We start from the raw sequence: 25,055 nt of genomic DNA, 5'->3' as shown, positions 1-25,055 counted from the left end.
TAAGCGCGGCCTAAGAACCTCAACCACCGTCTGCATCAGGGCTTTTGTCCCGTTCGGGCTCGCTAGCGTGCTGCCGCACCACACCCCCCGTGAACAGCGAAGGCAGGCACACGCATGAGCACGCACCGGCGCAGGATCAGTGGCAGGAACAAGGCGATAGGCGGCCTGGTGGCCGCGGCCGTGGCCGGCGGCGGCGCGGTCCTGCTCACCGGCACCGCCAACGCGGCCGGCGTGAACGCCGCGTACACGAAGACCAGCAGCTGGTCGACCGGCTACACCGCGCAGTACGTCGTCACCAACAACAGCGGCCAGGCGGAGAAGACCTGGACGCTCGAGTTCGACCTGCCGGCCGGCGCGAAGCTCAGCTCCCTGTGGAACGGCGAGTCGAGCGTCAGCGGACAGCACGTCACCGTGACGCCGCCGAAGTGGGACACCGACGGCCTGAAGGCGGGCGAGTCGGCCACCGTCGGCTTCGTCGTCGACGGCGCCGGGGATCCGTCGGGCTGCCGTATCGACGACGGCGCGTGTTCCGCGGACGGCACGGCCACCCCCGAGCCCAGCGGCCGCCCCACCCGGTCGCAGAGCCCCACGCCGACCGCGACCCCGACGAGCAAGCCCACGGCGACCGTCGAGCCCACCCGGACGCCCACCGCGTCGCCGTCCCCCAGCAGCGGCAGCGGAACGAAGACGTCGGCCGGCTTCGCCCCGTACGTCGACACCTCCCTCTACCCGGCGTTCGACCTGCTCGCGAGCGCGGACGCGACCGGCGTGAAGAACTACAACCTCGCCTTCGTCACCGACGGCGGCGGCTGCACCCCCAAGTGGGGCGGCGTCACCGACCTCACCGCCGACGCCGTGGCCGGCCAGATCGGCGCCCTGCGCGCCAAGGGCGGTGACGTCCGCGTCTCCTTCGGCGGCGCGAGCGGCACCGAACTCGCCACGTCCTGCTCCTCGGCGGACGCGCTGGCGGCGGCCTACGGCAAGGCGATCGACGCGTTCCGGCTCACCAAGGTCGACTTCGACATCGAGGGCGGCGCGCTGCCGAACACGGCCGCCAACACCCGCCGCGCCCAGGCCATCGCCAAGCTCCAGCAGAGCCACCCCGGCCTGGACGTCTCCTTCACCCTGCCGGTCATGCCCGAGGGCCTCACCCAGGACGGCGTGAACCTGCTGTCGGGCGCCAAGTCGAACGGGGTGAAGATCACAGCCGTCAACATCATGGCGATGGACTACGGCGCCTCCTACAGCGGTGACATGGGCACCTACGCCGAGCAGGCCGCCACCGCCACCCAGGCCCAGGTCAAGGGAGTCCTCGGGCTGTCCGACAGCGCGGCCTGGAAGGCGGTCGCGGTGACCCCGATGATCGGCGTGAACGACGTCTCCTCCGAGGTCTTCAAGGTCGACGACGCGGCCCAGCTGGTGTCCTTCGCCAAGTCCAAGGGCGTGGGCTGGCTGTCGATGTGGTCGGCCACCCGTGACAAGGCCTGCGCCGGCGGCCCGAAGCCCACCGCCGACGCCACGTGCAGCTCCATCGCCCAGGACCCGTCCGCCTTCTCCAAGGCGTTCGCGGCCTACAACTGAGCGCCCTGCCGAACACGCGCGGCTAGGCGGCCTCCACCGGCGGCAGTGACCCGGTGCGGGCCGCCCGGCCGTACCAGCGGGCGCTGGACTTCGGTGTCCGCTCCAGCGTGACGTAGTCGACGTACACCGCGCCGAAGCGCTTGCCGTAGCCGTACGCCCACTCGAAGTTGTCCATCAGGGACCACAGGTAGTAGCCGCGCACGTCGGCGCCGTCGGTGAGGGCGCGGCGCACCGCCGACAGATGGCCGTGCAGATAGGCGATGCGCTCGGGGTCGTGCACCTGGCCGTCGGCGTCGGGCTTGTCGTCGTAGGCGGCGCCGTTCTCCGTGACGTACAGCGCCAGTCCGGGCGCCTCACGCGAGTAGCGCATGATCAGCTCGTGCAGGCCCGTCGGGTCGATGGTCCAGCCCATCTCGGTGCGCTCGCCCGGCGTCTGGTGGAATGCCACGTCGTCGGCGCCCGGCCAGGGGGAGTGCTCGCTGGCACCGTGGCCGTCGGCGCGCACGGGCGGCGCGTCCGGGTCGGCCGCGGAGACCAGCGCGGGCGTGTAGTAGTTCAGGCCGAGCGCGTCCAGCGGCTGGCGGATCAGCTCCAGGTCGCCCGCCTGCACGAAGGACCAGTCGGTGAGCGAGGAGGTGGCCTCCAGCAGGGTGCGCGGGTACGCCCCGTGCAGGATCGGGCCGTGGAAGACGCCGTTGGCCAGGTCGTCGATGCGGCGGGCCGCGGCGAGATCCTGCGGGGTCTGCGACAGCGGGCGCACCACCGAGGAGTTGAGGCTGATCGCCACCTCGTTGCGGGCCGGCATCACCGAGCGCAGCGCCGAGGTCCCGAGCCCGTGCGCCAGGTTCAGGTGGTGCGCCGCCCGGAGCGAGGCCACCGGGTCGGTGCGGCCGGGGGCGTGCACACCGGAGCCGTACCCGAGGAAGGCGCTGCACCAGGGCTCGTTGAGGGTGATCCACTGCTCCACCCGGTCGCCGAGCGCCTCGCCGACGAGCTGCGCGTACTCGGCGAACCGGTAGGCGGTGTCCCGCTCCGGCCAGCCGCCCGCGTCCTCCAGTTCCTGCGGCAGGTCCCAGTGGTAGAGGGTGACGGCCGGCTTGATGCCGTGGGCGAGCAGCTCGTCGACCAGCCGGCGGTAGAAGTCCAGGCCGCGCTGGACGGCCGGGCCGCGGCCGGTGGGCTGCACCCGGGGCCAGGAGACGGAGAAGCGGTAGGCGTTCAGGCCCAGCTCGGCCATCAGCGCCACGTCCTCGCGGAAGCGGTGGTAGTGGTCGACCGCGATGTCACCGGTCTCGCCGTCGGCGGTCTTGCCGGGCGTATGGCTGAAGGTGTCCCAGATCGAGGGGGTGCGGCCGTCCTCCCGCACCGCCCCCTCGATCTGGTACGCGGAGGTCGCGGCGCCCCAGAGAAAGGCGGGAGGAAACGTCACCGGGTTCCCCGGGTTCACGTACTCAGTCATGGAAGCGCTCCCATTTGTGGTCGTGGAGACCTTCGTGGTCGTGGAGACCGACAGGTGGACAAGAAGGGGTGGGGCCGAGGCGGCGGTGACCCGGCCCCGCGGGAATCTCCGGGGCGGTCAGCCCTTGACCGCGCCCTGCATGATGCCGCCGACGATCTGCTTGCCGAAGAGCAGGAAGGCCAGCAGCAGTGGCAGAGTGCCGAGCAGCGCCCCCGCCATGATCACCGAGTCGTCGGGGATGTAACCGGTGCCCAGCTGGTTCAGGGCGACCTGCACGGTCGGGTTGTCGCCGTTCAGAGCGATGATCGGCCACAGGAAGTCGTTCCAGGCCATCACGAACGTCAGCAGCCCCAGCACCGCCATCGCCGGGCGGGCCGCCGGGAAGACGACGTGCCACACGACCCTGAGGCTGCTCGCGCCGTCCACCCGCGCCGCCTCGATCAGCTCGGTCGGCAGTGCCTGCACCAGGTACTGCCGCATGAAGAACGTACCGAAGGCGCTCACCAGGGTCGGCAGGATGACCGTCTGCAGATGGTTCGCCCAGTGCAGGTCCGTCATCCACAGATACAGCGGTACGACGGCCAGCTGCGGCGGGATCATCATCGTGCCGATGGTGATCAGCAGCAGCGTCGTGGAGAACCGGAACCGCAGCTTGGCGAAGGCGAATCCGGCCAGCGTGGAGAACAGCACCGTGCCGACGGTGATCGTGCCCGCGACGAAGGTGGTGTTGACCATCGCGGTGCCCATTCCGGCCTGGTCCCAGGCGGTTTCCAGGTTCTTGAACAGGTTCCCGCCGAACCACAGCGGCGGCGGGGTCTGCGCCAGGCGTGTGTTGGTGCGCGAGGCCGCGATGGCCGTCCACACCAGTGGGGCGAGCGAGACGAGCGCGAACACCACGAGGACGGCATAGGTGACGGGGCCGGCGTGCAGCTGCTTGCCCGCGCCCATCACCCGGCGTCGGCCCTCGCCCGGGGCCGCCTTGCGCGGCAGGGTCAGATCACTGGTGGTCATTGGGCCTTCCTCAGCCGTCGGGAGACCAGCAGGTTGAGCCCGGCGACGACCAGCAGGAGCAACAGCATGGTCCAGGCGATCGCGGACGCCTTGCCGAGATTGCCGATGATGAAGCCCTGGTCGTACATGTACAGGCCGAGGGTCTGGAACTGGTGCTCCGAGCCGCCCTTGGAGCCGCTCACGCCGCCGAACAGCAGCGGCTCACCGAACAGCTGGGTCGCACCGATCGTGGAGACGACGACGGTGAACAGGATCGTCGGCCGCAGCATCGGGATCGTCACGTTCCGGAACTGCTGCCAGCGATTCGCGCCGTCGATCGCCGCCGACTCGTAGAGGTCCGCCGGGATCGCCTGCATCGCGGCCAGATAGATCAGCGCGTTGTAGCCGGTCCAGCGCCAGATCACGATCGAGGACACCGCCGCTTGCGAACCCCAGTCGGACTCGTGCCAGTTCACCGGGTCCAGGCCGAACAGATCGAGCGCCCAGTTGACGATGCCGTTCTTCTCCGGCGAGAACAGCAGCGCGAACACCAGCGTCGCCGCCGCCACCGACGTGGCGTACGGGGTCAGCATCACCACCCGCCACACGGTCGAGCCGCGCAGCCTGAAGTTCAGCAGATGCGCCAGCCAGAGCGCGGCCGCCAGCTGCGGCACGGTGGAGATCAGCCCGATGGTGAAGGTGTTCTCCAGGGCGTTCCAGAAGAACTCCGAGGACAGCAGCGACTTGTAGTTCTCCAGGCCCGCCCAGCTCTGCCCGTCCAGGTTGGACAGCTGCACATGGTGCAGCGAGTACCAGGCGGTGTACAGCAGCGGCACCAGCGAGAAGGCACCGAAGATCACGAAGAACGGGGAGATGAACGCGTACGGGGCCGCCTTCATGTCCCAGCGGTACAGCCGGCTGCGCCAGGAGCCCCTGTCCGCCGGCGGCGTACCGCGACCGTGAGCGCCCCGGGCCGCGCCCGGCTGGGAGCCGGGCGCGGCCTCGGCGCTCGACGCGGGATGCGCGAGAGCCTGCTTGGAGCTGGTCACTGGCCGAGCACGTCCTTGATCTCCTTGGTGGCCGCGTCCCAGCCCTGCTCGGGCGACTTGCCCTTCTGCTCGACCTGGACGATGCCGATGTCACAGATCGCGGTGTCGATCGGCTTGTCCTTCGCGCCGAGCGGCTGCGCCGGGATGGTCTTGGCCGCGTCGGAGAAGATCTGCGTCAGCGGGGCGTTCGAGAAGTACGCCAGGGTGTCGGGCTGCGGCTTCAGGCTCGCGTACGCCGCCGGGACGGACGGGAAGCTCGCCTGCTTGGCGAAGACCTTCGCCTCCTGCTCGGGCGCCGTCAGCCACTTGGCCAGCTCGATGGCCTCCTTCTGGTGCTTGCTCGCCTTCGGCACGCCGATGAAGGAACCGCCCCAGTTGGCCGCGGTCGGAGCCGCCGCCACGTCCCACTTGCCACTGCCGGCCGGACCGGACTTCTCCTGGATGTAGCCGATCATCCAGGCCGGGCAGGCGACGGTGGCGAAGGTGCCGTTGGCGAAGGCCTGGTCCCAGGACTTGTCGAACTGCTTCAGCTTGGCCGACATGTCACTGGTCGCCACGCCCATGGCGGCGTTCCACGCCTTCTTCACGCCCGTGGACTTGTCGTAGACGACGTTGCCGTCCTTGTCGTAGTTGCGCTCGGTCTCGCCGCCGAGGACCGCGTTGTACACGGAGGAGGCGGAGTCGACGAACTTCGTGCCGCTCGGCGCCTTCTTCATGTACTGCTTGCCGAGGTCGACGTACTTGTTCCAGTCGCCCTTCCACTGCGCGGCCAGCTTGGTGCGGTCGGTCTCGAGACCGGCCTTGGCGAACAGGTCCTTGCGGTAGCAGACCGCCATCGGACCGATGTCGGTGCCGAGCCCGATGAGCTTGCCGTCCTTCGTGGTGGCCTGGGCGTTCTTCCAGTCCAGCCACTGCGACTTGTCGACCTCCTTGCCGAGGTCGACGAACTTGTCGCCCTGGGTCTGGACAGCCTCCGTGACGTTGCCGATCTCGATGGCCTGGATGTCGTCGGTGCCGGAGCCGGCCTGGAGGCGGGTGAGCACCTTCGGCCAGTAGACGTCGGTCTTGGTGGTGACGTTCTCCTTGACGACGACGTCCGGGTGCAGCTTCATGTACTCGTCGTACAGACCGGCCTGCTTGTAACCGAAGACCCCGAAGGTGCCGACCGACAGCGTCACCTTGCCCTTGGAGTTCCCCCCTCCGCCGCCGCTGCCGTTGTCGGCACTCGACGAGTCGTCGTCGCTGGCGCAGCCTGCCAGCAGTCCCGTGGCCAGTACGGCGACGGCTGTCAGTGCCGTCAGCCGGTGGGACCGGCGGGTACTCGTACGCATTGCGTCCTCCTGTTGCCTGACGTGCCGACCCCCCGGCCAACTGCAGTGGTTGGGCCCGTTCGTGCTCGCTGCGGCTCGGGCGGGGAACGTGCGGGACATGTATGTGTCAGGTACTGTGGGAGCGCTCCCACAGGTGATGTGTTGAAGAGTCGTGGGTTCGTGCGGGGGTGTCAAGGGAACGGACGCGGAGAAATGCGTTCAGTTATCGGGCTGTTAACTGGAGTCAGGGGTTCCGGCGGAGGCGTCACGGGGCGGTCACCTCGCGTGGCGCGACTGTTAGATTCCAGGCCAGCGGGACGACGACGGCGGGAGGCGGAGCCCATGGCAGGCCACGGAGCGCGGGGACGGAGCGGGGGCCGGCCCACCCTCGAGGAGGTCGCCGCGCGCGCCGGTGTCGGCCGGGGCACGGTGTCCCGGGTGATCAACGGATCGCCCCGGGTCAGTGACGCCACCCGCGCCGCCGTCGAGGCCGCCGTCGCCGAACTCGGCTACGTCCCCAACACCGCGGCACGCGCCCTGGCCGCCAACCGCACCGACGCGATCGCCCTGGTCGTGCCCGAGCCGGAGACCCGGTTCTTCGCCGAGCCGTACTTCTCGGACATGCTGCGGGGCGTCGGCGCGGAGCTGACCGACACCGAGATGCAGCTGCTGCTGATCTTCGCGGGCAACGACCGCGAGCGGCAGCGGCTCGCCCAGTACCTGGCCGCACACCGGGTGGACGGGGTCCTGCTGGTCTCCGTGCACGCCGACGACCCGCTGCCGGACCTGCTGACCCAGCTGGAGATCCCCGCGGTGATCAGCGGTCCGCGCTCGGCGGGAGAGGCGCTGCCGTCGGTGGACTCGGACAACTACGGCGGGGCGCGGCAGGCGGTGGAGCATCTGCTCTCCCGTGGCCGCTCCCGCATCGCCCACATCACCGGCCGCCTCGACGTCTACGGCGCCCAGCGGCGCGTCGACGGCTACCGGGACGCGCTGCGGGACGCGGGGCCGGGCGTGGACGACACGCTGATCGAGCCCGGCGACTTCACGGAGGAGGGCGGCCGGCGGGCGATGACCCGGTTGCTGGCGCGATGCCCGGAGCTGGACGCGGTGTTCGCCGGCTCCGACGTCACGGCGGCCGGGGCGCGGCAGGTGCTGCGGGAAGCCGGGCGGCGCATTCCGCAGGACGTGGCGCTCGTGGGGTACGACGACTCCGCGATCGCCCGGCACATGGAGCCGCCGCTGACGAGCGTGCGGCAGCCGATCCAGGAGATGGGGCGCCGGATGATCGATCTGCTGCTCACCGAGATCGCGGATCGCCGGCCGGCGGTGTCGCGGGAACTGGATGCCGTGCGGCGCCAGGTGGTGCTGGCGGCGGAGTTGGTGGTGCGGGCGTCGTCGTGAACCCCCTCAGCGGGTGAGGCGCCAGCGGATCTCGCCGTCGTGGTGTTCGTCGGTGGGGTGCAGGCCGGCCGCGCGTGCCACGGCGGCGGAGGCGTGGTGGGCCGGGTGGATGTGGGCCACGATCGTGCGGATCGGGGAGGGCCGGGCTGTCAGCAGGGTCACCAGCTCGCGGGCGGCCTCCGCGGCGTAGCCGCGGCCCTGCCAGGGGGTGCCGATCACCCAGGCGATCTCGGCCTCGGCGGCGCCTGGGGCGATCGTCGCCTGGACGGTGCCGATGAGACGGCCGTCCTCGGGGTGCTCTGCGCGCAGGCGCAGGACCCAGTTGCACCAGATGACGGCCGGGTCGGGGGAGCCGGCGACGAGACGCTCGTAGCGGGTGAGCAGTGCCTGCGGCGTGGCCGGGGAACCGCCGATGAACGTGTGCAGGGCGGGGTCGGCGAGGACCTCTGCCATCTCCGGGGCGTGCTCGGTCCGCAGCGGTACGGCGTCGAGGCGGTCGGTGCGGAATGGCTCGGCGTACAGGGCGGGCCCCCCGGGGGTGCTGGTCGGTGGAGTACCGGTGGTCGAGTACCGGTCGGTTGAGTGTCGGTGAACGCAATCAGCCGGTGACCTTGGATCAAGGTCACCGGCTGATTACTCAGGGTGAGTGACGGGACTCGAACCCGCGGCATCCTGGACCACAACCAGGTGCTCTACCAGCTGAGCTACACCCACCATGACCGGCACCGGGATTCTTCCGTCTCCCTGACCGGCCGAGAAAAAGTGTACAGGGTCCGAAGGGGTGCTCGCGCCCGCCTTTCGCGGCGCCCCCTTCGGGGGGCCCGGTCAGTGCGGTTGAGCTGGGAGGACGTGCTTGGCTGCGATCGTCCTGGCGGTGTCGGAGTCCGGTCCGGGCTGGGGGACGAAGATGGCCTCGCGGTAGTAGCGCAGCTCCGCGATGGACTCGCGGATGTCGGCGAGGGCGCGGTGGTTGCCGTTCTTCTCCGGGCTGTTGAAGTAGGCCCTCGGGTACCAGCGGCGGGCCAGCTCCTTGACGGAGGAGACGTCGACGATGCGGTAGTGGAGGTAGTCCTCCAGCGTGGGCATGTCGCGGAGCAGGAAGCCGCGGTCCGTGCCGACGGAGTTGCCGCACAGGGGGGCCTTGCCGGGTTCCTTCACGTACTCCTTCACGTACGCCAGGACCTGCTCCTCGGCGTCCTTCAGGGTCGTGCCGTTCGGGAGCTCCGCGAGCAGCCCGGACGCGGTGTGCATCTGACGCACCACTTCCGGCATCGTCTCCAGGGCGCGGTCCGGCGGGCGGATGACGATGTCCACGCCGTCACCGAGCACGTTGAGCTCGGAGTCGGTGACGAGGGCGGCCACCTCGATGAGCGCGTCGTCGGACAGCGAGAGGCCGGTCATCTCGCAGTCGATCCACACCATGCGATCGTTCATGTGTCTCACCTTACGGGGGCGAAGGGTGGGTGCGGCGGCCTGTGTGGGTTTCGTTGTGGCTGCTCGCGGGTGCCTGCGGGTGCCTGCGGGTGCCTGCGGCGTCTCGTCGTGGTTCGGCTGCGGGTGGGTGGGGGGTGCTCGCGGGTGCCTGCGGCGCCGGGTTGTGGTTCGGCTGCGGGTGCCTGCGGCGCCGGTTTGTGTTTCGTCTGCGGGTGGGTGGGGGTTGCTCGTGGGTGCCTGCGGCGCCTGGTTGGGTTTCGGCTGCGGGCCGGTGGGGGTTGCTCGCGCCGTTCCCCGCGCCCCTTTTTGCCTGCGGCGGCCCGTTGCGGTCGCGTCGGGGCGTGGTAGCGCCTACGGCCGGTGGTCACGGCGGGGCCGGGGCGGGGGGTGTCCGTCCTCGGTCCGGCCGGCCGTTTCCGACGCGGCGCTGCTGGTCGGTGCCGGCCGCTGCGGGCGGACACCCCCCGCCCCGGCCCCTTCCCGCCGTACGCGGGTGCGGGACGTCGTCACCTCCGTGCGTGCGGGCCCGCCGCGCTATGGCAACGCGAAGGGCCCGTGGGGAGTGCCTCCCCACGGGCCCTTCGCTCGGTCAGGAGCCGCTGCGTTGGCTCGGGAGGGACAGTGGGCCCGGGTTTGCGGAGCTCATCGCGCCTACCGGGGCGCGACGGGACTGCAGGGGGACCGAGGGGTCCGGGTGCAGGGCCGTCGGGGCGGGGGCGCCGGTGTGTGGTCCGGTGAGCGCGGCGGACTGCTGCGTCGGGTCGGACTCGGCCGGTTTCTCAGCCTGGGGGCGCCTGGCCCGGTACGCGGCACGGTACGCCGCCGGGGACGAACCCAGCTGACGGCGGAAGTGGCCGCGCAGCGCCACCGGGGAACGGAAGCCGCAGCGGCCCGCGACCTCGTCCACCGAGTAGTCCGACGTCTCCAGCAGTCGCTGGGCCTGCAGCACCCGCTGCGTGATCAGCCACTGCAAGGGCGCGCTCCCGGTCAGCGAACGGAAGCGGCGGTCGAACGTACGGCGGCTCATGTACGCCCGCGCGGCCAGCGTCTCCACGTCGAACTGCTCGTGGAGATGCTCCAGTGCCCAGGCGACGACCTCGGCGAGCGGGTCGGCGCCGATCTCCTCCGGTAAAGACCGATCGAGATAGCGCTCCTGCCCTCCGGACCGGCGCGGCGGCACCACCAGGCGGCGGGCGAGCGCGCCGGCCGCCTCGTTGCCGTGGTCCGTGCGCACGATGTGGAGGCAGAGGTCGATTCCGGCCGCCGTACCGGCGGAGGTGAGGACGTCTCCGTCGTCGACGAAGAGCTCTCGCGGATCGACGTGCACCGACGGGTAGCGCTTGGCCAGCGTCGGTGCGTACATCCAGTGGGTCGTCGCCGGGCGGCCGTCCAGCAGGCCGGCCGCGGCGAGTACGAAGGCGCCGGTGCACAGCCCGACGATGCGGGCACCTTCCTCGTGCGCCCGGCGCAGTGCGTCGAGCGCCTCCTCCGGTGGCGGTGAGGTGATCGAGCGCCAGGCCGGTACGACGACCGTGCCCGCGCGTGAGATCGCCTCCAGCCCGTGTGGCGCGGAGAGTTCCAGGCCTCCTGTGGTCCGCAGGGGGCCTTCCTCGCCCGCGCACACCAGCAAGCGGTAGCGCGGAACGCCGGCGTCCTGGCGGTCAACCCCGAACACCGACAGCGGAATGGAACTCTCGAAAATGGGGCCGCCGCTGAACAGCAGCACCGCGACGATCTCCTTGCGACGTCGCCCGGACAGCTTCCGGGCCGCGGTTTCCGGCGCGGCAGTGGAGTCGTGGCTCATCCTGCTAAGCCCCCCTCGGTGGTCGCGGCTCCTCGGTTGTGTCGCTCCTGCACGTTTCCCCTCGGTCCTGCACGAGTCCCCCGCCGTAAGACAGTCAAGATCGAATCTACTGTGTCCCGCCAAGCCGCGGTGACCGGTTCGCCACCCCACGGAAAGTCGACATGACAACTTGGCGTAAAGCATTCGATCACGAAGCGTTGCACTCGGGGAGGGCGCAGGGAAGTGCGCCTCGTCGCGGTGGCCAATCCACGTAGGGTGCGGGAGGCCCCCGGGACCCTTTCCTTGCAGGTCGAACGGGGGGTGGCGGGTGTTCGGGGGCGGTCGGGGGCGGTATCCAGAAGTTGGCTGAAAAGAGACGGGTGCGTGCGCGGAAACCGGTCAGCCGACCGGTGTGTTTCCCTCCGTGTGCGCCGGGGGCGCGGAGCGGTGCCCTCCGCGGTGTGTCACGCCCCCTGTGCGCTGGTGGCGCCCGCGCTGCGGCGCCGGTTCCTCCAGCAGCCGGGCCGGACAGCGCTCGGAGCGGCGCAGCAGCAGCCGGCAGGCGGCGGTGACCGCGGCGAGGCCCAGCGCGGTGCCGGTGGCGCCGCCGAGCGAGGTGCCGTACCAGAGCAGCACGACGGGGACCAGGACGCAGCTGAACGCCGCCCAGCGGACGACCTCGGTCGAGGTGTCCTCGGTACGGGTTGCGGGCATGGCGCCTCCTGGAGTCGATCACCGGGTTCAACGCCTGTTCGACCGGTGGGTCACCGTATGACAGCAGCGGGATGATCGTCCGGACCGACGTCAGCCGATCTCGTGGGAACCGCCTGTACGGGGCAGCAACCATTGCGTTGCGGGCGCCGACTCGTGCATGCTCCCTGGAACCCCGCTGTGCAGGCGCGGGATCTGGGCGAAGGAGGCGTGCCGCCGTACCCTTGGGGGTATGGGGTTGGGAAGATGTTTCCCGGACACAGCTCCGCCGCACACTGTCGTCCCCCATAAAGGATCACAACGCCGAGACAGCCATGGCCGGTCACGAATTCTTCGAACCCGCGGACCGCAAGCGGCCGGTCGCCGACCCGTCGGCGATGGAGCCCCAGGCGGCCGAAGAGGCACGCCATCCCTGCGATCCCGCCTTCCAGCACGGTGTGGTCGTCGGCTTCGACGGCTCGACGTCCAGTGAGCGTGCGCTGGCGTATGCGATCGGCATGGCGCACCGGTCCCGTTCGGGGCTGATCATCGTCCATGTCGCCAACCGGCTGCCGACCACGGTATGGGCCGGCTGCGAGCCGCCCGTCTTCGTGGATGTCCCCGACCACCGCACCGAGGTGCTCGGACTGGAACTGGCCTGTGCGGACTACCTCGCCGAAGTGCCGTGGATCCTGGTCGAGCGCGGCGGCGACATCTGCCACGAACTCGAAGAAGTCGGGCGGGAGTACGAGGCCGACGCGATCGTCGTGGGTTCGACGCACGGCATCGTCGGCCGGATCTTCGGCTCCGTGGCCGGACGCCTCGCCAAGCGGGCGAAGCGGCCCGTGATCGTCATCCCCTGACGGGTTCGGCATTCCCGCGCGCCGTTCACGGCGCGTCAACCTCCCTGTGCACTGAGTGAAGTTACTCGCGCGTTGCAGGTGTTTGTGCGGTTGTGAAGGGCATATACCAGTCACCGCACAACTGCACATGCATGAAGGGAGCCCGCCGTGGACAACGACGTCTCTGCGGGAAGCACCACCACCATCGCCGGCCGACTCGCCCTGGGCATCACCCTGTTGGCGTTCGGTCTCGGTACGACCGGTGTCATCGACGGCGTGGCGACGTCCGACGCCATGTCGCTGGCCCACTACGTGGGCGGGGTCGCCCTCTTCCTCGTCGGTCTGCTGGCCCTGCGTGACGGCGCCTTCGGAGTGGGGTACGTCGCTCTCGGCGCCCTGTGGTTCACCTGGGCCGTCTCGGCGCACGGCTCGGCCAACGCGGCGGGGCTCTTCCTGCTGCTCTTCGCCCTCGTGGCGCTCACGCTGACCCTCGCGGGCGGCGACACCCTCGGGCAGGCCACGCACGGGCTGCTGTTCCTGGCGATGCTCGTGCTCGGCGTCGCCGCCTTCGCCGACAGCTCGGCCCTGACCAAGGTCGGTGGCTGGATCGCCGTCGTCTCCGGCGCGGTGGCCTGGTACGCGGCGACCGCGGCGCTCGCGCACTGGCCGACGGCGCTTCCGGGACGTGCGGCGGGCCGGGGGGTGACGGCCACCGGGTAGCTGCCGCCGGCTGGGGAGTGGGCGGCTCCCCGGCGTTGTGAGCGGACCCCTGGGTGATGGGGCATCACCCAGGGGTCCGTTCTGTTGTGCGGCCTCTGCGGGGTGTGTTGCGGTTGCTCGCGCAGTTCCCCGCGCCCCTTTCGGGGCGCAGGCCCCCCGCAAAACCTTGCGGGGCCGCAGGTCACGCGGCCCACAAGGGTGCGCTCCTACTCGACCGTGACCGACTTCGCGAGGTTGCGGGGCTTGTCGATGTCGCGGCCCAGGGCCTTGGCCGTGTGGTAGGCGAGGAGCTGGAGGGGGATGCCCATCAGGATCGGGTCGAGCTCGTCCTCGTTCTTCGGGACGACGATCGTGTGATCGGCCTTCTCCTGGTCCTGGTGGGCGACGGCGATGATGCGGCCGCTGCGGGCCTTGATCTCCTCCATCGCGGCGCGGTTCTTCTCCAGCAGGTCGTCGTCGGGCACGATGGCGACCGTCGGCAGGGCCGGCTCGATCAGGGCCAGCGGACCGTGCTTCAGCTCGGAGGCCGGGTAGGCCTCGGCGTGGATGTAGGAGACCTCCTTGAGCTTCAGGGAGGCCTCGCGGGCCACCGGGTAGCCACGGACGCGGCCGATGAAGAGCATCGAGCGGGCCTCGGCGAGCTCCTCGGCCAGCTTCTTGATGTCGTCCTCGTTCTCCAGCATCGCGGAGATCTGCGCGGGCAGCTTGCGCAGGCCCTCGATGATGCGCTTGCCGTCGCGGACCGAGAGGTCGCGGGTGCGGCCGAGGTGCAGGGCGAGCAGGGCGAAGGCGACCGTGGTGTTGGTGAAGCACTTCGTGGAGACCACGCAGACCTCGGGGCCGGCGTGCACGTAGATGCCGCCGTCGGCCTCGCGGGCGATCGCCGAGCCGACCACGTTCACCACGCCGAGGACGCGGGCGCCCTTGCGCTTGAGCTCCTGGACGGCGGCGAGGACGTCGTAGGTCTCACCGGACTGGGAGACCGCGATGTAGAGGGTGTCGGGGTCCACGACCGCGTTGCGGTAGCGGAACTCGGAGGCCGGCTCGGCGTCGGCGGGGATACGGGCCAGCTCCTCGATCATCTGGGCGCCGATCATGCCCGCGTGGTACGAGGTGCCGCAGCCGAGGATCTTCACGCGCCGGATGCGGCGCGCCTCGCGGGCGTCCAGGTTGAGGCCGCCGAGGTGCACGGTGGAGAAGCGGTCGTCGATGCGGCCGCGCAGTACGCGGTCCACGGCGTCGGCCTGCTCGTGGATCTCCTTGTGCATGTAGGTGTCGTGGCCGCCCATGTCGTAGGAGGCGGCCTCCCACTCCACGGTGGTGGGCTCGGCCGTGGTGCGGGTGCCCTCGGTGGTGTAGGTGCGGAAGTCGTCGGCCTTGAGGGTGGCCATCTCGCCGTCGTCGAGGGTCACTATCTGCCGCGTGTGGGCGACCAGCGCGGCGATGTCGGAGGCGACGAACATCTCCTTCTCGCCGATGCCGAGGACGACCGGCGAGCCGTTGCGGGCGACGACGATCCGGTCGTTGAAGTCCGCGTGCATGACGGCGATGCCGTAGGTGCCCTCGACCAGGCGCAGCGCGTCGCGGACCTTGTCCTCGAGCTTGTCGGCCTGCGAGCGGGCGATGAGGTGGACGAGGACCTCGGTGTCCGTCTCGGAGAGGAACTCGACGCCGTCGGCCTCCAGCTTGCGGCGCAGGTCGGAGGCGTTGTCGATGATGCCGTTGTGGACGACGGCGACCTTGCCCTCGGCGTCCATGTGCGGGTGGGCGTTGACGTCGGAGGGGGCGCCGTGGGTGGCCCAGCGGGTGTGGGCGATGCCGGTGGTGCCCTTGAAGCGCGCCGGGACCTTGGCCTCCAGGTCTCGCACCCGGCCCTTGGCCTTGACCATCTTCAGGCCGGCGGTCTTCGGCGAGGTGACGACGATGCCCGCGGAGTCGTAGCCGCGGTACTCCAGCCGCTGCAGGCCCTCCAGCAGGAGAGGGGCGACGTCACGCTTGCCGATGTATCCGACGATTCCGCACATATACAGATATTCCTCAGCCGTAGACGATGCGCCGCAGCTGCCGGAGCGACAGCTCCGGAGGTGCCACTGCGCGATACTTCAGATCCGCCGCGATCCGCTCGAAGATCGTCGTGTTCACCAGCCCCTGGGCCTGGAGCTCCCGGTGGCGGCGACGGACGTAGTCCTCGGTCGTCTCGTCGAAAAACGCGAGCACGTCCTGGATCACACGCAGCGCCTCGCCCCTGTTCAGGGGCGTGGATCGCGTCAGGTGATCTACGAGTTCGTCGTGCACCCGGTAGATCCTGGGGTACCGGCCGCTCTTTCGCAAGAAACCTGCCCGATTTCGGGCAAGTGCCTGTTGAAACTCTCATGAGCGGCTGTTCGGCCGTTGTCCATCCGGCGTCCCGATTCCCGACGCCTGCGCAGACGAGTTTCAGACGCCATGGACATTCCTCGTATGGGAGTACCGGACCAGCTCGCCGACCGCATGAGCATGGCCGAACAGCACGAGTACCTGCGGTCGAGATTCTCGCGCCGCACCATGTTCCGCGGCGGCGCCGTCACCCTGGGCGCCGTGGTGGGTGGCGCGTTCGTGACGGGTGCCACGGCCCAGGCCGCCGTGCCGACCCAGCGTACGGCGCCGGCCACCGAGTCCGTCGACGGTGCCCTGGTCGCCCCCTTCGGCCGCCACCTCGCCTACGGCAACGACCCGCGCACCGAGATGACCATCTCCTGGCAGGTCCCGGTCGCCGTGAAGAAGCCGTTCGTGCGCATCGGCGCCCACCCCTGGGATCTCTCCCGCAAGATCGAGGCCGAGGTGCGCACTCTGTACACCCCGGCCGGCGTCGGCGCGAGCGGCGACCACACCCAGTACTACCTGCACGCCCAGCTGGCCCACCTGCGCCCCGGCCGCACCTATTACTACGGTGTCGGCCACGAGGGCTTCGACCCGGCCGAGTCCCACCTGCTCGGCACCCTGGGCACCTTCACCACCGCCCCCGCCCACAAGGCACCCTTCACCTTCACCGCCTTCGGCGACCAGGGCGTCAGCTACCACGCGCTGGCCAACGACGCGCTGATCCTCGGCCAGAACCCGGCCTTCCACCTGCACGCCGGCGACATCGCCTACGGCGACCCGTCCGGCGCCGGCAAGACCAGCGACACCGGCTTCGACTCGCGCACCTGGGACCAGTTCCTCTACCAGACCGAGTCGGTCGCCAAGCAGGTCCCGTGGATGGTGTCGTACGGCAACCACGACATGGAGGCCTGGTACTCGCCCAACGGCTACGGCGGCGAGGAGGCCCGCTTCACGCTGCCCGACAACGGGCCGGACGCCAAGAACCTGCCGGGCGTGTACTCCTTCGTCTACGGCAACACGGCGATCATCTCGCTCGACCCCAACGACGTCTCGTTCGAGATCCCGGCCAACCTCGGCATATCCGGCGGCACGCAGACCAAGTGGTTCGAGGCCCAGCTGAAGAAGTTCCGGGCGGCGCGGGACATCGACTTCGTCATCGTCTTCTTCCACCACTGCGCCTACTGCACCTCCACCGCGCACGCCTCGGAGGGGGGCGTGCGCCAGGAGTGGGTGCCGCTGTTCGAGAAGTACCAGGTCGACCTGGTCATCAACGGCCACAACCACCAGTACGAGCGCACCGACGTGATCAAGGGCGACCAGGTCGCGAAGAAGCTGCCGATCGGCGGCACGGCCTACCCCGAGACCGAGGGCGTCGTGTACGTCACGGCCGGTGCGGCGGGCCGCAGCCTGTACGCGTTCACCGCGCCGGACTCCTACGAGGGCCACGAGCACGAGGTCGACTCCGTCGCCTCCTTCGTCAACCTCAAGGGCGGCAAGCAGAACGAGACCGTCGCCTGGTCCCGGGTGCGCTACCTGAACTACTCGTTCCTGCGCGTGGACGTCGAGCCCGCGCCGCAGGGGCACTGGACCACTCTGAAGGTCCAGGGCATCGCCGAGACCGGCGACCGGATCGACCACTTCACGGTGGCCCGCCGGGCGAAGTAGCCCCCGGCGCGAGGGCGGGCGGTCCCGGCGTCACAGACGCTTCAGGACCGCCTGCTTGGCCAGCGTGAACTCCTCCTGGGTCAGCACTCCCGCGTGATGCAGCTCGCCCAGCTCCCGCAGCCGCCGCAGCAGGGCGTCGGTGTCGTCCTCGGCGGCTGCGGGCCCGGCCGGCGGCGCCGTCACGGCCCGGGGCCTGTCGTCCGAGGCGTCCGACGGTGCGGCCGGGTGCGGCAGCCGCGCCTGCACCGCCGCCGCGACCAGCGCCATCAGCGGGTCCCGCTTGAACCCCCACAGCTCCACCGCGTGCGGGTCGAACTTCGGCGGGGCCTTGGTGGGCGCGTCCTTCACCGTGAAGCGCAGCAGGCCGTTCTCCAGACCGGCCGCCGGCTGCCACTCCACGGCCGCGATGTCCTTCAGGGCGAGCGTGCGAGGACCGGCGGCGGCCTTCACGTCCTCCGTCTTCCAGTTCCACTCCAGGCGGACCTGTTCCCCGTCGAAGCTCGCCGTGCCGTCCCCGGCGGACATGGACAGCGGCACCTGCGGGCCCGGCAGCAGATACTCGCTGACGGGACCGGAGGGGACCTCGTCCAGCAGCAGGGCGTTGCGCACCTCGTCCGTGAAGTACTCGGCGACGCCGTACCGGTCGGGCTCCACCACCAGCTGGTAGGGGTCGTGCGGCTCGGTGAGCCGGCCCCCGGTCGCCTGCAGCAGCGGGTCGGCGCCGTCGCGCAGTCTGAGCCGCAGGCGCCCGGCCTTCTTCCCCTGCTCGAACGACACCCCGGCCAACGCCCCGAGCGGTACGACGACTTCCCCCAGCGTCCGGCGCAGCAGGCCGACGGACTTGTCCCGCCCCGGCGTCAGCCGCAGGGCGTCGCCGTCGAACGCCCAGGTGCCGTCCTTCTGGATGATTTCCGCCATGCGGGGATTGTTTCACCGGATCTGCGGGACAGTGGTCTCAACCACTTCCGAAGGGAGCGCATGTGAGACGGCACCACAGCACGACTCCCCGACAGCGGACCACGGCCGGTCGTCCGTCCCGGGTCCTCGGCGCGCTGCTGCTGACCGCGGCGGGCGTCCTCACCGTGGGCGCGACCGCCCCCCGGGCCATACCGCAGGCCCCCGCCGCCCGGGCCACACCGCTCGGCCAGGTGGTCCCGGCGCCCGCGTCGGTCACCGCGAGCGGACAGCCGTACCGCATCACCAGTGGCACCGTCCTGCGCGTCGACGACGATCCCGCGGCGGAGCGGGTCGCCGCCTACCTCGCCGGCGTGCTGCGGCCCTCCACCGGCTACCGCCTGCCGATCGTCCACGAGGGCACGAACGGCATCGCCCTGCGCCTGACCCCCGGTCAGTACGGCGCCGAGGGCTACCGGCTGCGCAGCGGCCCCGGCGGCGTCACCCTCACCGCGGGCACATCCGCCGGCCTCTTCCACGGCGTGCAGACGCTCCGTCAGCTGCTGCCCGCCGCCGTCGAGAAGGACACCGCGCAGCGCGGCCCCTGGCTGGTGGCGGGCGGCACCATCACCGACACCCCGCGCTACGGCTACCGCGGCGCGATGCTCGACGTCTCGCGGCACTTCTTCACCGTCGAGCAGGTCAAGCGCTACATCGACGAACTCGCCCTCTACAAGATCAACAAGCTGCATCTGCACCTCAGCGACGACCAGGGATGGCGCATCGCCGTCGACTCCTGGCCGCGCCTGGCCACCTACGGCGGCTCCACCCAGGTCGGCGGCGGCCCCGGCGGCTTCTACACCAAGGACGACTACCGGGAGATCGTCCGCTACGCCGCCTCCCGCTACCTCGAGGTCGTCCCCGAGATCGACATGCCCGGCCACACCAACGCGGCCCTCGCCTCCTACGCCGAACTGAACTGCGACGGCACCGCACCCCCGCTGTACACCGGCACCAGCGTCGGCTTCAGCTCCCTGTGCGTGCCCAAGGACGTCACCTACACCTTCGTCGACGACGTCATCCGCGAGCTGGCCGCGCTCACCCCGGGCCGGTACCTGCACATCGGCGGCGACGAGGCGCACTCCACCAGCCACGAGGACTACGTGGCGTTCATGAACCGGATCCAGCCGATCGTGGCCAAGTACGGCAAGGCGGTCATCGGCTGGCACCAGCTCACCGGCGCCACTCCCGCCCCCGGCGCCCTCGCCCAGTACTGGGGACTGGACTCCACCGCCGCCTCCGAGAAGGCCCAGGTCGTACAGGCCGCCCGGAACGGCACCGGGCTGATCCTGTCGCCCGCCGACCGCTTCTACCTCGACATGAAGTACGACAGCACGACCAAGCAGGGCGCGACCTGGGCCGGCTACGTCGAGGTGAAGAAGTCCTACGACTGGGACCCGGGCGCCTATCTGCCCGGCGCCCCCGCCGGCGCGGTCAGGGGTGTCGAGGCACCGCTGTGGACGGAGCGTATCCTCACGTCCGCCGACATCGAGTACATGGCCTTCCCGCGCGTCGCGGGCGTCGCCGAACTCGGCTGGTCCCCGGCGGCCGCCCACGACTGGGACGCCTACAGAACGCGCCTGGCCGCCCAGGGCCCGCGCTGGGACGCCCTCGGCATCGGCTACTACAAGTCGCCCCAGGTCCCCTGGCCGGCGAACTGAACCCCAGCACATCGACGGGCGCCCCGGTGGACCGTACACCGGGGCGCCCGCCCGCTTCCGGCAGGTCAGAACCCGGCGATCGGGTTCTGAAGCGTGCCGACCAGCTGGAGCGCTCCGGAGGGGTCCGCCAGGTCGACCATCTGCCGGTTGTCGCGCAGCTGGAGCCGGTTGAGGCAGGACAGCGCGAACTCGGGGGCGAACATGTCGTACTGCCGGAACCGGTCGGCGAGTTCCGGGTGCGCCTGCTGGTACTCGCGGGTGACCTCGGCGACCGTCCGCCAGAAGCCGTCCTCGGTCAGCACCCCCTCGGCGGCGAGCAGCGCGGCGAGGAAACGGAAGAAGCAGTCGAAGACGTCCGTGAAGATCGACAGGAGCTTCTTGTCCTCCGGCACCTCCACTCGGATGCGCGCCACCTCGGGCGGCAGCACCGCGTCCGGGTCCATCACCGCGATCTCCTCGGCGATGTCCTTGTAGATCGCCCGCTGCACCACCCCGTCCCGCAGCACCAGGATGGTGTTCTCCCCGTGCGGCATGAAGACCAGGTCGTAGGCGTAGAAGCAGTGCAGCAGCGGCGTGTAGTAGGCCCGCAGCCAGCGGCGCAGCCACTCGGTGGCCGCCAGACCCGACCGCTCGACCAGCGCCGCCGCGAAGCTCCGGCCCTCGTGGTCGACGTGCAGCAGCGAGGCCATGGTCGCAAGCTGCTCACCGTCCGCCAACGACGGCACCGGGGACTCCCGCCACAGCGCGGCGAGCATCTTGCGGTACGGCGAATACCGGTCGGTCGCCCGCTCGTACTCCAGGTGCCGGTAGCCGACGGCCGCCCGCTCCCGGATGATCGACAGGCCCGCCGACTTCAGCACCGGGTCGCCCTCGATCAGCTGCGCCAGCCAGTCGTTGATGGCCGGGGTCGCCTCCATGTACGCGGCCGACAGCCCCCGCATGAAGCCCATGTTCAGCACGGACAGAGCCGTCTTGACGTAGTGCTTCTGCGGGTGCGAGGCGTTGAAGAAGGTCCGTATGGACTGCTGCGCCAGGTACTCGTCGTCGCCCTCGCCCAGGCACACCAGGTGCCGGCGGGCGACCTCGGCGGCGAAGGTGACGGTGAGCTTGTTCCACCACTGCCACGGGTGGACCGGTATCAGCAGATAGTCCGCCGGGTCCAGCCCCTGCTCGCGCAGCACGCCGTGGAACCGCTCGACGGTCCCCTCACCCAGCTCCTCGCGGACAAAGCTCTCGTACTCGATGCCGACACCCGCGGTGAACGCCGCCCGGGACCGGTGGGCCGCCAGCCACACCAGCCGGACCGGGCTCGCGGTCTCCGGCGCGTACGACAGGTACTCGTGGACGCCGAAGCCGAGCCGCCCGTTGTTGGCGACGAAGCAGGGGTGGCCCTCGGTCATCCCGGTCTCGATCGCCTGGAAGTCGCTCCTGGCCAGCTCGGTGGCGCTCACGCGTGGTTTCGTGAGCTTGAAGCAGGTGCCGGAGAGCGTGGAGGAGATCTCCTCCAGATACACCGGCAGGATCTCGTCGCTCAGCCCGAGGGACTCCTTCAGTTCGATGAAGAAGTCCAGTGCCGCGAGCGGCAGTTCGGCGCCGTCGCGGTGCCGGGTGATCGAGGCGGCGTCCACCTCCCAGTGGTCCAGGGCGCGGCGCACCGCGGTGAAGCGGTACCGGGTCAGCCCGTCGTCGCTGCGGACGACGTACTGCCCGGGCCCGGTCTGCTCCGGCGTGATCAGCCGCTCGTGCGCGAACTCGGCGAGCGCCTTGCGCAGCAGCAGCCGGCTGGCCTCCTCCCAGTGCTCGGGCGACAGGTGGGCCACGGCGTCGGCGAGGGTCATGCGCGCACCGCCTTCTCGAACTGCTCGCGGGTGCAGAAGCTCAGCAGGGCCCGCTTCTCCGGCTTGTCGATCTCCCGCTCCGGGACAAAGCCCACGGCCGCGTTGAGCGCGTGCACGGCCGTGTTGCGCACGTCAGGCTCCACGACGACGCGCCGCACCGCCGGGTCCTCGAAGAGACGGGCCATGATCGTGGTGATCACCGCCCGGGTGAACCCGTGCACGGGCGTGTCGGTCGGCGGCGTCAGGAAGTGCATGCCGACGTCACCGGGCTGCGCCTCGTACAGGCCGGCCAGCTCCCGGTGGGCGGGGTCGTACCGCTCCATGAGGAAGACGGGCTCGCCGTCCCGCAGTCCGAGGAACGCCTCGTGGTGCGCGTCCGCCGCGATCTCCATGTACGCCCGCTCGACGTCCTGGAGTTTCGCGTCCTGCATCATCCAGAAGGCGGCCTTGGGGTGCGTGACCCAGGAGTGCAGCAGCTCGGCGTCCCTCAGCGGGTCGAGGGGGCGGAAGTCGAAGGTCATACGGCGAACTCCTGGAAGGCGATGGTCTTCTCGACCGGGTAGTACTCGCTGCCGAGCAGCTCCCGGATGATGTAGCTGTTGCGGTACGCGCCCATGCCCAGGTCGGGGCTGGTGATGCTGTGGGTGTGGACGCCGGCGTTCTGCAGGAAGACGCCTCTTCCGGTGACGTCGACGGCGTAGTTGCGGGCCACGTCGAGGCTGCCCCGCGAGTCGTACACCAGCCGGTGGCGGACCGGCTTCAGGAACTCCGGTTCGACGTAGCGGTATCCGGTGGCCAGGATCAGTCCGTCGGTGACGATCTCGAAGTCCTTGCCCTGCTCCTGCTGGTGGAAGGTGAGGGTGTACGAGCCGTCTGCGTACGCCGCCCGCGTCAGCGCGGAGTTGGTGAGCAGCCGGGTGGGGACCGGGCCGCCGAGGTTCTTCTGGTAGAGCAGGTCGAAGATCTCGTTGATCAGATCGCCGTCGATGCCCTTGAACAGGCCCTTGTGCCGGCCCACGAGCCGGTAGCGGGTCGCCTCGGGCAGGGCGTGGTAGTAGTCGATGTACTCCGGACTCGTCATCTCCAGCGTGAGCTTGGTGTACTCCAGCGGGAAGAAGCGCGGGGAGCGGGTGACCCAGTTCAGCCGGTAGCCGTGGACGTCGATCTCGCTGAGCAGGTCGTAGTAGATCTCGGCGGCGGACTGCCCGCTGCCGACGAGCGTGATCGACTCCTTGCGCTGCAACTCGGCCTTGTGCTGCACATAGCGCGAGTTGTGCAGGAGGTCGCCGCCCAGGCCCTGGCAGGCCTCGGGGAGATGGGGCGGGGTGCCGGTGCCGAGGACCAGGTGGCGGGCGCGGAACGTCTCCCCGGCGGCGGTCCGCACGGCGTACAGCTCGTCGCCCTCGTCGTACGTCACCTCGGCGACCGTCGTGTCGAAGCGGACGCTGCTCAGCTTGTTCGCGGCCCAGCGGCAGTAGGCGTCGTACTCGACGCGCAGCGGGTAGAAGTTCTCCCGGATGTAGAAGGAGTACAGCCGGCCCTGCTCCTTCAGGTAGTTCAGGAAGGAGTACGGCGAGGTCGGGTCGGCCAGGGTGACCAGGTCCGACATGAACGGCGTCTGCAGGTGGGCGCCGTCGAGGAACATCCCGGCGTGCCACTCGAAGTCCGGCTTGGACTCCAGGAAGAGCCCGTCCAGCTCGGCGATCGGTTCGGTCAGGCAGGCGAGGCCCAGGTTGAAGGGCCCGAGCCCGATCCCCACGAAGTCGTACGTGCGGCGGGATTCAGCAAGCGCGGTCAAGGGACTCTCCCAGGTACTGCTCGGCGTGGCCGGCGATCAGGTCGAGGACGGCGGCGATGTCCTCGGCCGTCGTCTCGGGGTTGAGCAGGGTGAACTTCAGGTAGTGGCGGTCCGCGACCTTGGTGCCGGCGACGATGGCGTCACCGGAGGCGAACAGGGCCTTGCGGGCGTGGAGGTTGGCGCGGTCGATCGCGGCCGGGTCGGTGACGGCGGCCGGGATGTAGCGGAAGACCAGGGTGGACAGGGCCGGTTCGACGACCACGTCGTAGCGCGGGTCGCCGGCCAGCAGCCGGAAGCCCTCCTGCGCCAGATCGCACACCTCGTCGAAGAGCTTCCCCACACCCTCGGCACCCATCACCCGCAGGGTCAGCCACAGCTTCAGCGCGTCGAAGCGCCGGGTGGTCTGCAGGGACTTGTCGACCTGATTGGGGATGCGCTCGGCGACCATGCGGCGCGGGTTGAGGTACTCGGCGTGGTAGGTGGCGTGGCGCAGGGTGGCGGCGTCTCGGACCAGTACGGCGGAGGAACTCACCGGCTGGAAGAAGGACTTGTGATAGTCGACGGTGACCGAGTCGGCGCGCTCGATGCCGCTCAGCAGCGCGCGCCGGGTGGGGGAGACCAGCAGGCCGCAGCCGTAGGCGGCGTCGACGTGCATCCAGGTGCCGTACTGGGCGCACAGTTCGGCGATCTCGGGCAGCGGGTCGATGGAGCCGAAGTCGGTGGTGCCGGCGGTGGCCACGACGGCCATCGGCACCAGGCCGTCCTCACGGCAGCGCTGGAGTTCACGGGCGAGGGCGACGGTCTGCATCCGCTTGTCGTGGTCGACGGGGAGCGTCACGACGGCGTCGGGTCCGAGGCCGAGGAGTTTGGCCGACTTCTTCACGCTGAAGTGGCTGACCTCGGAGGCGAAGACGCGCAGCCGGTCCGGCGCGTCCGTCTTGGCCTCCTCCCGGGCCAGCAGCAGCGCCTGGAGGTTGGACTGGCTGCCGCCGGAGGTGAAGACACCGTCGGCGGCCGGTCCGAGGCCGATGCGACCGGCGGTCCAGTCGACGATCCTGCGTTCGATGAGGGTGCCGCCGGCCGACTGGTCCCAGGTGTCGAGGGAGGAGTTGACGGCGGACAGGACGGCCTCGCCGAGCACGGCCGGGATGACGACGGGGCAGTTGAGGTGGGCGAGGTAGCGCGGGTGGTGGAAGTAGACGGCGTCGCGGAGGTAGACCTCCTCCAGCTCGTCCAGGGCGGCCGTGGTGTCGAGGAGCGGCCGGTCCAGGTCGATGCCCTCGATGCGGGGGGCGAGGTCGTCGACGGTGACGCCGGTGAACGGACGGTCGGTGGTGGCGAGTTTCGCGGCCACCCGCTCGACTCCTTCGGTCACGGAGCGGCGGTAGTGCTCCGCGGTCAGGTCATTGAGCAGGTGCGAACGCATGTGGGGGTCCTCCGGTGGGGACAGTCCGTGCGGGGAATGTAGGTTAGCCTAACCTAAGTTGATCAGGTGGAGACATGGCTGTGCCGTGAC

Annotated in this window: 21 protein-coding genes and 1 tRNA gene; 6 read left to right on the top strand and 16 right to left on the bottom strand. The window is 70.2% G+C overall.

Annotation, left to right across the window (positions count from 1 at the left end; translation table 11 throughout):
* Positions 1-114: 114 nt before the first annotated feature.
* Positions 115-1,581 carry a cellulose binding domain-containing protein gene (locus ACZ67Q_RS18390; RefSeq protein WP_471182988.1) on the top strand — a complete coding sequence of 489 codons (1,467 nt, stop codon included), beginning with the start codon at positions 115-117 and terminating at the stop codon, positions 1,579-1,581.
* Between the two features lie 22 nt (positions 1,582-1,603).
* Here the strand turns inward: ACZ67Q_RS18390 and ACZ67Q_RS18385 are convergent, their stop codons facing one another.
* The 4 genes from ACZ67Q_RS18385 to ACZ67Q_RS18370 form a co-directional block, all read right to left on the bottom strand.
* Positions 1,604-3,040: a GH1 family beta-glucosidase gene (locus tag ACZ67Q_RS18385; protein ID WP_471182985.1), complete on the bottom strand. Its 1,437-nt coding sequence runs from the start codon at positions 3,038-3,040 to the stop codon at positions 1,604-1,606.
* A gap of 117 nt (positions 3,041-3,157) precedes the next feature.
* Positions 3,158-4,051 (bottom strand): carbohydrate ABC transporter permease, encoded by an 894-nt coding sequence (locus ACZ67Q_RS18380; protein ID WP_471182982.1) that lies wholly within the window; start codon positions 4,049-4,051, stop codon positions 3,158-3,160.
* Positions 4,048-5,079 (bottom strand): carbohydrate ABC transporter permease, encoded by a 1,032-nt coding sequence (locus ACZ67Q_RS18375; protein ID WP_471182979.1) that lies wholly within the window; start codon positions 5,077-5,079, stop codon positions 4,048-4,050. Before ACZ67Q_RS18375 ends, ACZ67Q_RS18380 begins: the two co-directional genes overlap by 4 nt.
* Positions 5,076-6,410: an ABC transporter substrate-binding protein gene (locus ACZ67Q_RS18370; RefSeq protein ID WP_471182976.1), complete on the bottom strand. Its 1,335-nt coding sequence runs from the start codon at positions 6,408-6,410 to the stop codon at positions 5,076-5,078. Before ACZ67Q_RS18370 ends, ACZ67Q_RS18375 begins: the two co-directional genes overlap by 4 nt.
* Positions 6,411-6,731: 321 nt before the next feature.
* On the opposite strand from ACZ67Q_RS18370, the gene ACZ67Q_RS18365 reads away from it, so the two are divergent.
* Positions 6,732-7,793: a LacI family DNA-binding transcriptional regulator gene (locus tag ACZ67Q_RS18365; RefSeq protein ID WP_471182973.1), complete on the top strand. Its 1,062-nt coding sequence runs from the start codon at positions 6,732-6,734 to the stop codon at positions 7,791-7,793.
* A 6-nt stretch (positions 7,794-7,799) separates the two neighbouring features.
* Here the strand turns inward: ACZ67Q_RS18365 and ACZ67Q_RS18360 are convergent, their stop codons facing one another.
* The 5 genes from ACZ67Q_RS18360 to ACZ67Q_RS18340 form a co-directional block, all read right to left on the bottom strand.
* Complete coding sequence (locus ACZ67Q_RS18360) at positions 7,800-8,315, bottom strand: GNAT family N-acetyltransferase (protein WP_471183435.1); 516 nt, start codon at positions 8,313-8,315, stop codon at positions 7,800-7,802.
* Between the two features lie 119 nt (positions 8,316-8,434).
* A tRNA-His gene (locus tag ACZ67Q_RS18355) sits at positions 8,435-8,507 on the bottom strand.
* A 111-nt stretch (positions 8,508-8,618) separates the two neighbouring features.
* Positions 8,619-9,227, bottom strand: a complete 609-nt coding sequence (gene orn, locus ACZ67Q_RS18350) for an oligoribonuclease (RefSeq protein WP_471182970.1) — start codon at positions 9,225-9,227, stop codon at positions 8,619-8,621.
* Between the two features lie 589 nt (positions 9,228-9,816).
* Positions 9,817-11,031 (bottom strand): helix-turn-helix domain-containing protein, encoded by a 1,215-nt coding sequence (locus ACZ67Q_RS18345; protein WP_471182968.1) that lies wholly within the window; start codon positions 11,029-11,031, stop codon positions 9,817-9,819.
* A gap of 378 nt (positions 11,032-11,409) precedes the next feature.
* Positions 11,410-11,724 (bottom strand): hypothetical protein, encoded by a 315-nt coding sequence (locus ACZ67Q_RS18340; protein ID WP_471182965.1) that lies wholly within the window; start codon positions 11,722-11,724, stop codon positions 11,410-11,412.
* A 311-nt stretch (positions 11,725-12,035) separates the two neighbouring features.
* On the opposite strand from ACZ67Q_RS18340, the gene ACZ67Q_RS18335 reads away from it, so the two are divergent.
* Positions 12,036-12,563 carry a universal stress protein gene (locus tag ACZ67Q_RS18335; protein ID WP_469813503.1) on the top strand — a complete coding sequence of 176 codons (528 nt, stop codon included), beginning with the start codon at positions 12,036-12,038 and terminating at the stop codon, positions 12,561-12,563.
* A 147-nt stretch (positions 12,564-12,710) separates the two neighbouring features.
* Complete coding sequence (locus ACZ67Q_RS18330) at positions 12,711-13,262, top strand: hypothetical protein (RefSeq protein ID WP_471182962.1); 552 nt, start codon at positions 12,711-12,713, stop codon at positions 13,260-13,262.
* 206 nt (positions 13,263-13,468) lie between these two features.
* Here ACZ67Q_RS18330 and glmS read toward each other — a convergent pair whose 3' ends face one another.
* Together glmS and ACZ67Q_RS18320 are read right to left on the bottom strand one after the other, a co-directional pair.
* Positions 13,469-15,286, bottom strand: a complete 1,818-nt coding sequence (gene glmS, locus ACZ67Q_RS18325) for a glutamine--fructose-6-phosphate transaminase (isomerizing) (protein WP_471182959.1) — start codon at positions 15,284-15,286, stop codon at positions 13,469-13,471.
* A gap of 13 nt (positions 15,287-15,299) precedes the next feature.
* Positions 15,300-15,557 (bottom strand): hypothetical protein, encoded by a 258-nt coding sequence (locus tag ACZ67Q_RS18320; protein WP_471182957.1) that lies wholly within the window; start codon positions 15,555-15,557, stop codon positions 15,300-15,302.
* Between the two features lie 165 nt (positions 15,558-15,722).
* Between ACZ67Q_RS18320 and ACZ67Q_RS18315 the strand changes: the two genes are divergently transcribed.
* Entirely contained in the window at positions 15,723-17,288 is a 1,566-nt protein-coding gene (locus tag ACZ67Q_RS18315; protein WP_471182954.1) for a purple acid phosphatase family protein, read from the top strand.
* A gap of 30 nt (positions 17,289-17,318) precedes the next feature.
* On the opposite strand, the gene ACZ67Q_RS18310 is transcribed toward ACZ67Q_RS18315, so the two are convergent.
* Positions 17,319-18,206, bottom strand: coding sequence for a DUF4429 domain-containing protein (locus ACZ67Q_RS18310; RefSeq protein ID WP_471182951.1), 888 nt, complete (start codon positions 18,204-18,206; stop codon positions 17,319-17,321).
* Positions 18,207-18,268: 62 nt separating this feature from the next.
* On the opposite strand from ACZ67Q_RS18310, the gene ACZ67Q_RS18305 reads away from it, so the two are divergent.
* Positions 18,269-19,903 carry a beta-N-acetylhexosaminidase gene (locus tag ACZ67Q_RS18305; RefSeq protein WP_471182948.1) on the top strand — a complete coding sequence of 545 codons (1,635 nt, stop codon included), beginning with the start codon at positions 18,269-18,271 and terminating at the stop codon, positions 19,901-19,903.
* 65 nt (positions 19,904-19,968) lie between these two features.
* Here the strand turns inward: ACZ67Q_RS18305 and ACZ67Q_RS18300 are convergent, their stop codons facing one another.
* From ACZ67Q_RS18300 to desA, 4 genes are read right to left on the bottom strand one after another with little or no spacing between them, the layout of a single operon-like run.
* Positions 19,969-21,741: an IucA/IucC family protein gene (locus ACZ67Q_RS18300; RefSeq protein ID WP_471182945.1), complete on the bottom strand. Its 1,773-nt coding sequence runs from the start codon at positions 21,739-21,741 to the stop codon at positions 19,969-19,971.
* On the bottom strand, positions 21,738-22,262 hold the full coding sequence (locus ACZ67Q_RS18295; protein ID WP_471182942.1) for a GNAT family N-acetyltransferase: 525 nt from the start codon (positions 22,260-22,262) through the stop codon (positions 21,738-21,740). Before ACZ67Q_RS18295 ends, ACZ67Q_RS18300 begins: the two co-directional genes overlap by 4 nt.
* Positions 22,259-23,539 carry a lysine N(6)-hydroxylase/L-ornithine N(5)-oxygenase family protein gene (locus tag ACZ67Q_RS18290; protein ID WP_471182940.1) on the bottom strand — a complete coding sequence of 427 codons (1,281 nt, stop codon included), beginning with the start codon at positions 23,537-23,539 and terminating at the stop codon, positions 22,259-22,261. Before ACZ67Q_RS18290 ends, ACZ67Q_RS18295 begins: the two co-directional genes overlap by 4 nt.
* Entirely contained in the window at positions 23,523-24,965 is a 1,443-nt protein-coding gene (desA, locus tag ACZ67Q_RS18285) for a lysine decarboxylase DesA (RefSeq protein ID WP_471182937.1), read from the bottom strand. The genes ACZ67Q_RS18290 and desA overlap by 17 nt, the downstream gene beginning before the upstream one ends.
* Positions 24,966-25,055: the final 90 nt, after the last annotated feature.

The organism is Streptomyces sp. NPDC036813 (assembly GCF_055609245.1).
The sequence above is the reverse complement of the archived record's forward strand: the minus strand, read 5'-3'. Positions and strand labels throughout refer to the sequence as shown.

Bases quoted from the DNA above. Each gene is read 5' to 3' on its own strand.
- ACZ67Q_RS18310 (WP_471182951.1), bottom strand. From the start codon at position 18,206: ATGGCGGAAATCATCCAGAAGGACGGCACCTGGGCGTTCGACGGCGAC.
- ACZ67Q_RS18370 (WP_471182976.1), bottom strand. From the start codon at position 6,410: ATGCGTACGAGTACCCGCCGGTCCCACCGGCTGACGGCACTGACAGCC.
- ACZ67Q_RS18300 (WP_471182945.1), bottom strand. From the start codon at position 21,741: ATGACCCTCGCCGACGCCGTGGCCCACCTGTCGCCCGAGCACTGGGAG.
- orn (WP_471182970.1), bottom strand. From the start codon at position 9,227: ATGAACGATCGCATGGTGTGGATCGACTGCGAGATGACCGGCCTCTCG.
- desA (WP_471182937.1), bottom strand. From the start codon at position 24,965: ATGCGTTCGCACCTGCTCAATGACCTGACCGCGGAGCACTACCGCCGC.
- ACZ67Q_RS18380 (WP_471182982.1), bottom strand. From the start codon at position 4,051: ATGACCACCAGTGATCTGACCCTGCCGCGCAAGGCGGCCCCGGGCGAG.
- ACZ67Q_RS18365 (WP_471182973.1), top strand. From the start codon at position 6,732: ATGGCAGGCCACGGAGCGCGGGGACGGAGCGGGGGCCGGCCCACCCTC.
- glmS (WP_471182959.1), bottom strand. From the start codon at position 15,286: ATGTGCGGAATCGTCGGATACATCGGCAAGCGTGACGTCGCCCCTCTC.
- ACZ67Q_RS18295 (WP_471182942.1), bottom strand. From the start codon at position 22,262: ATGACCTTCGACTTCCGCCCCCTCGACCCGCTGAGGGACGCCGAGCTG.
- ACZ67Q_RS18345 (WP_471182968.1), bottom strand. From the start codon at position 11,031: ATGAGCCACGACTCCACTGCCGCGCCGGAAACCGCGGCCCGGAAGCTG.
- ACZ67Q_RS18315 (WP_471182954.1), top strand. From the start codon at position 15,723: ATGGGAGTACCGGACCAGCTCGCCGACCGCATGAGCATGGCCGAACAG.
- ACZ67Q_RS18390 (WP_471182988.1), top strand. From the start codon at position 115: ATGAGCACGCACCGGCGCAGGATCAGTGGCAGGAACAAGGCGATAGGC.
- ACZ67Q_RS18385 (WP_471182985.1), bottom strand. From the start codon at position 3,040: ATGACTGAGTACGTGAACCCGGGGAACCCGGTGACGTTTCCTCCCGCC.
- ACZ67Q_RS18335 (WP_469813503.1), top strand. From the start codon at position 12,036: ATGGCCGGTCACGAATTCTTCGAACCCGCGGACCGCAAGCGGCCGGTC.
- ACZ67Q_RS18340 (WP_471182965.1), bottom strand. From the start codon at position 11,724: ATGCCCGCAACCCGTACCGAGGACACCTCGACCGAGGTCGTCCGCTGG.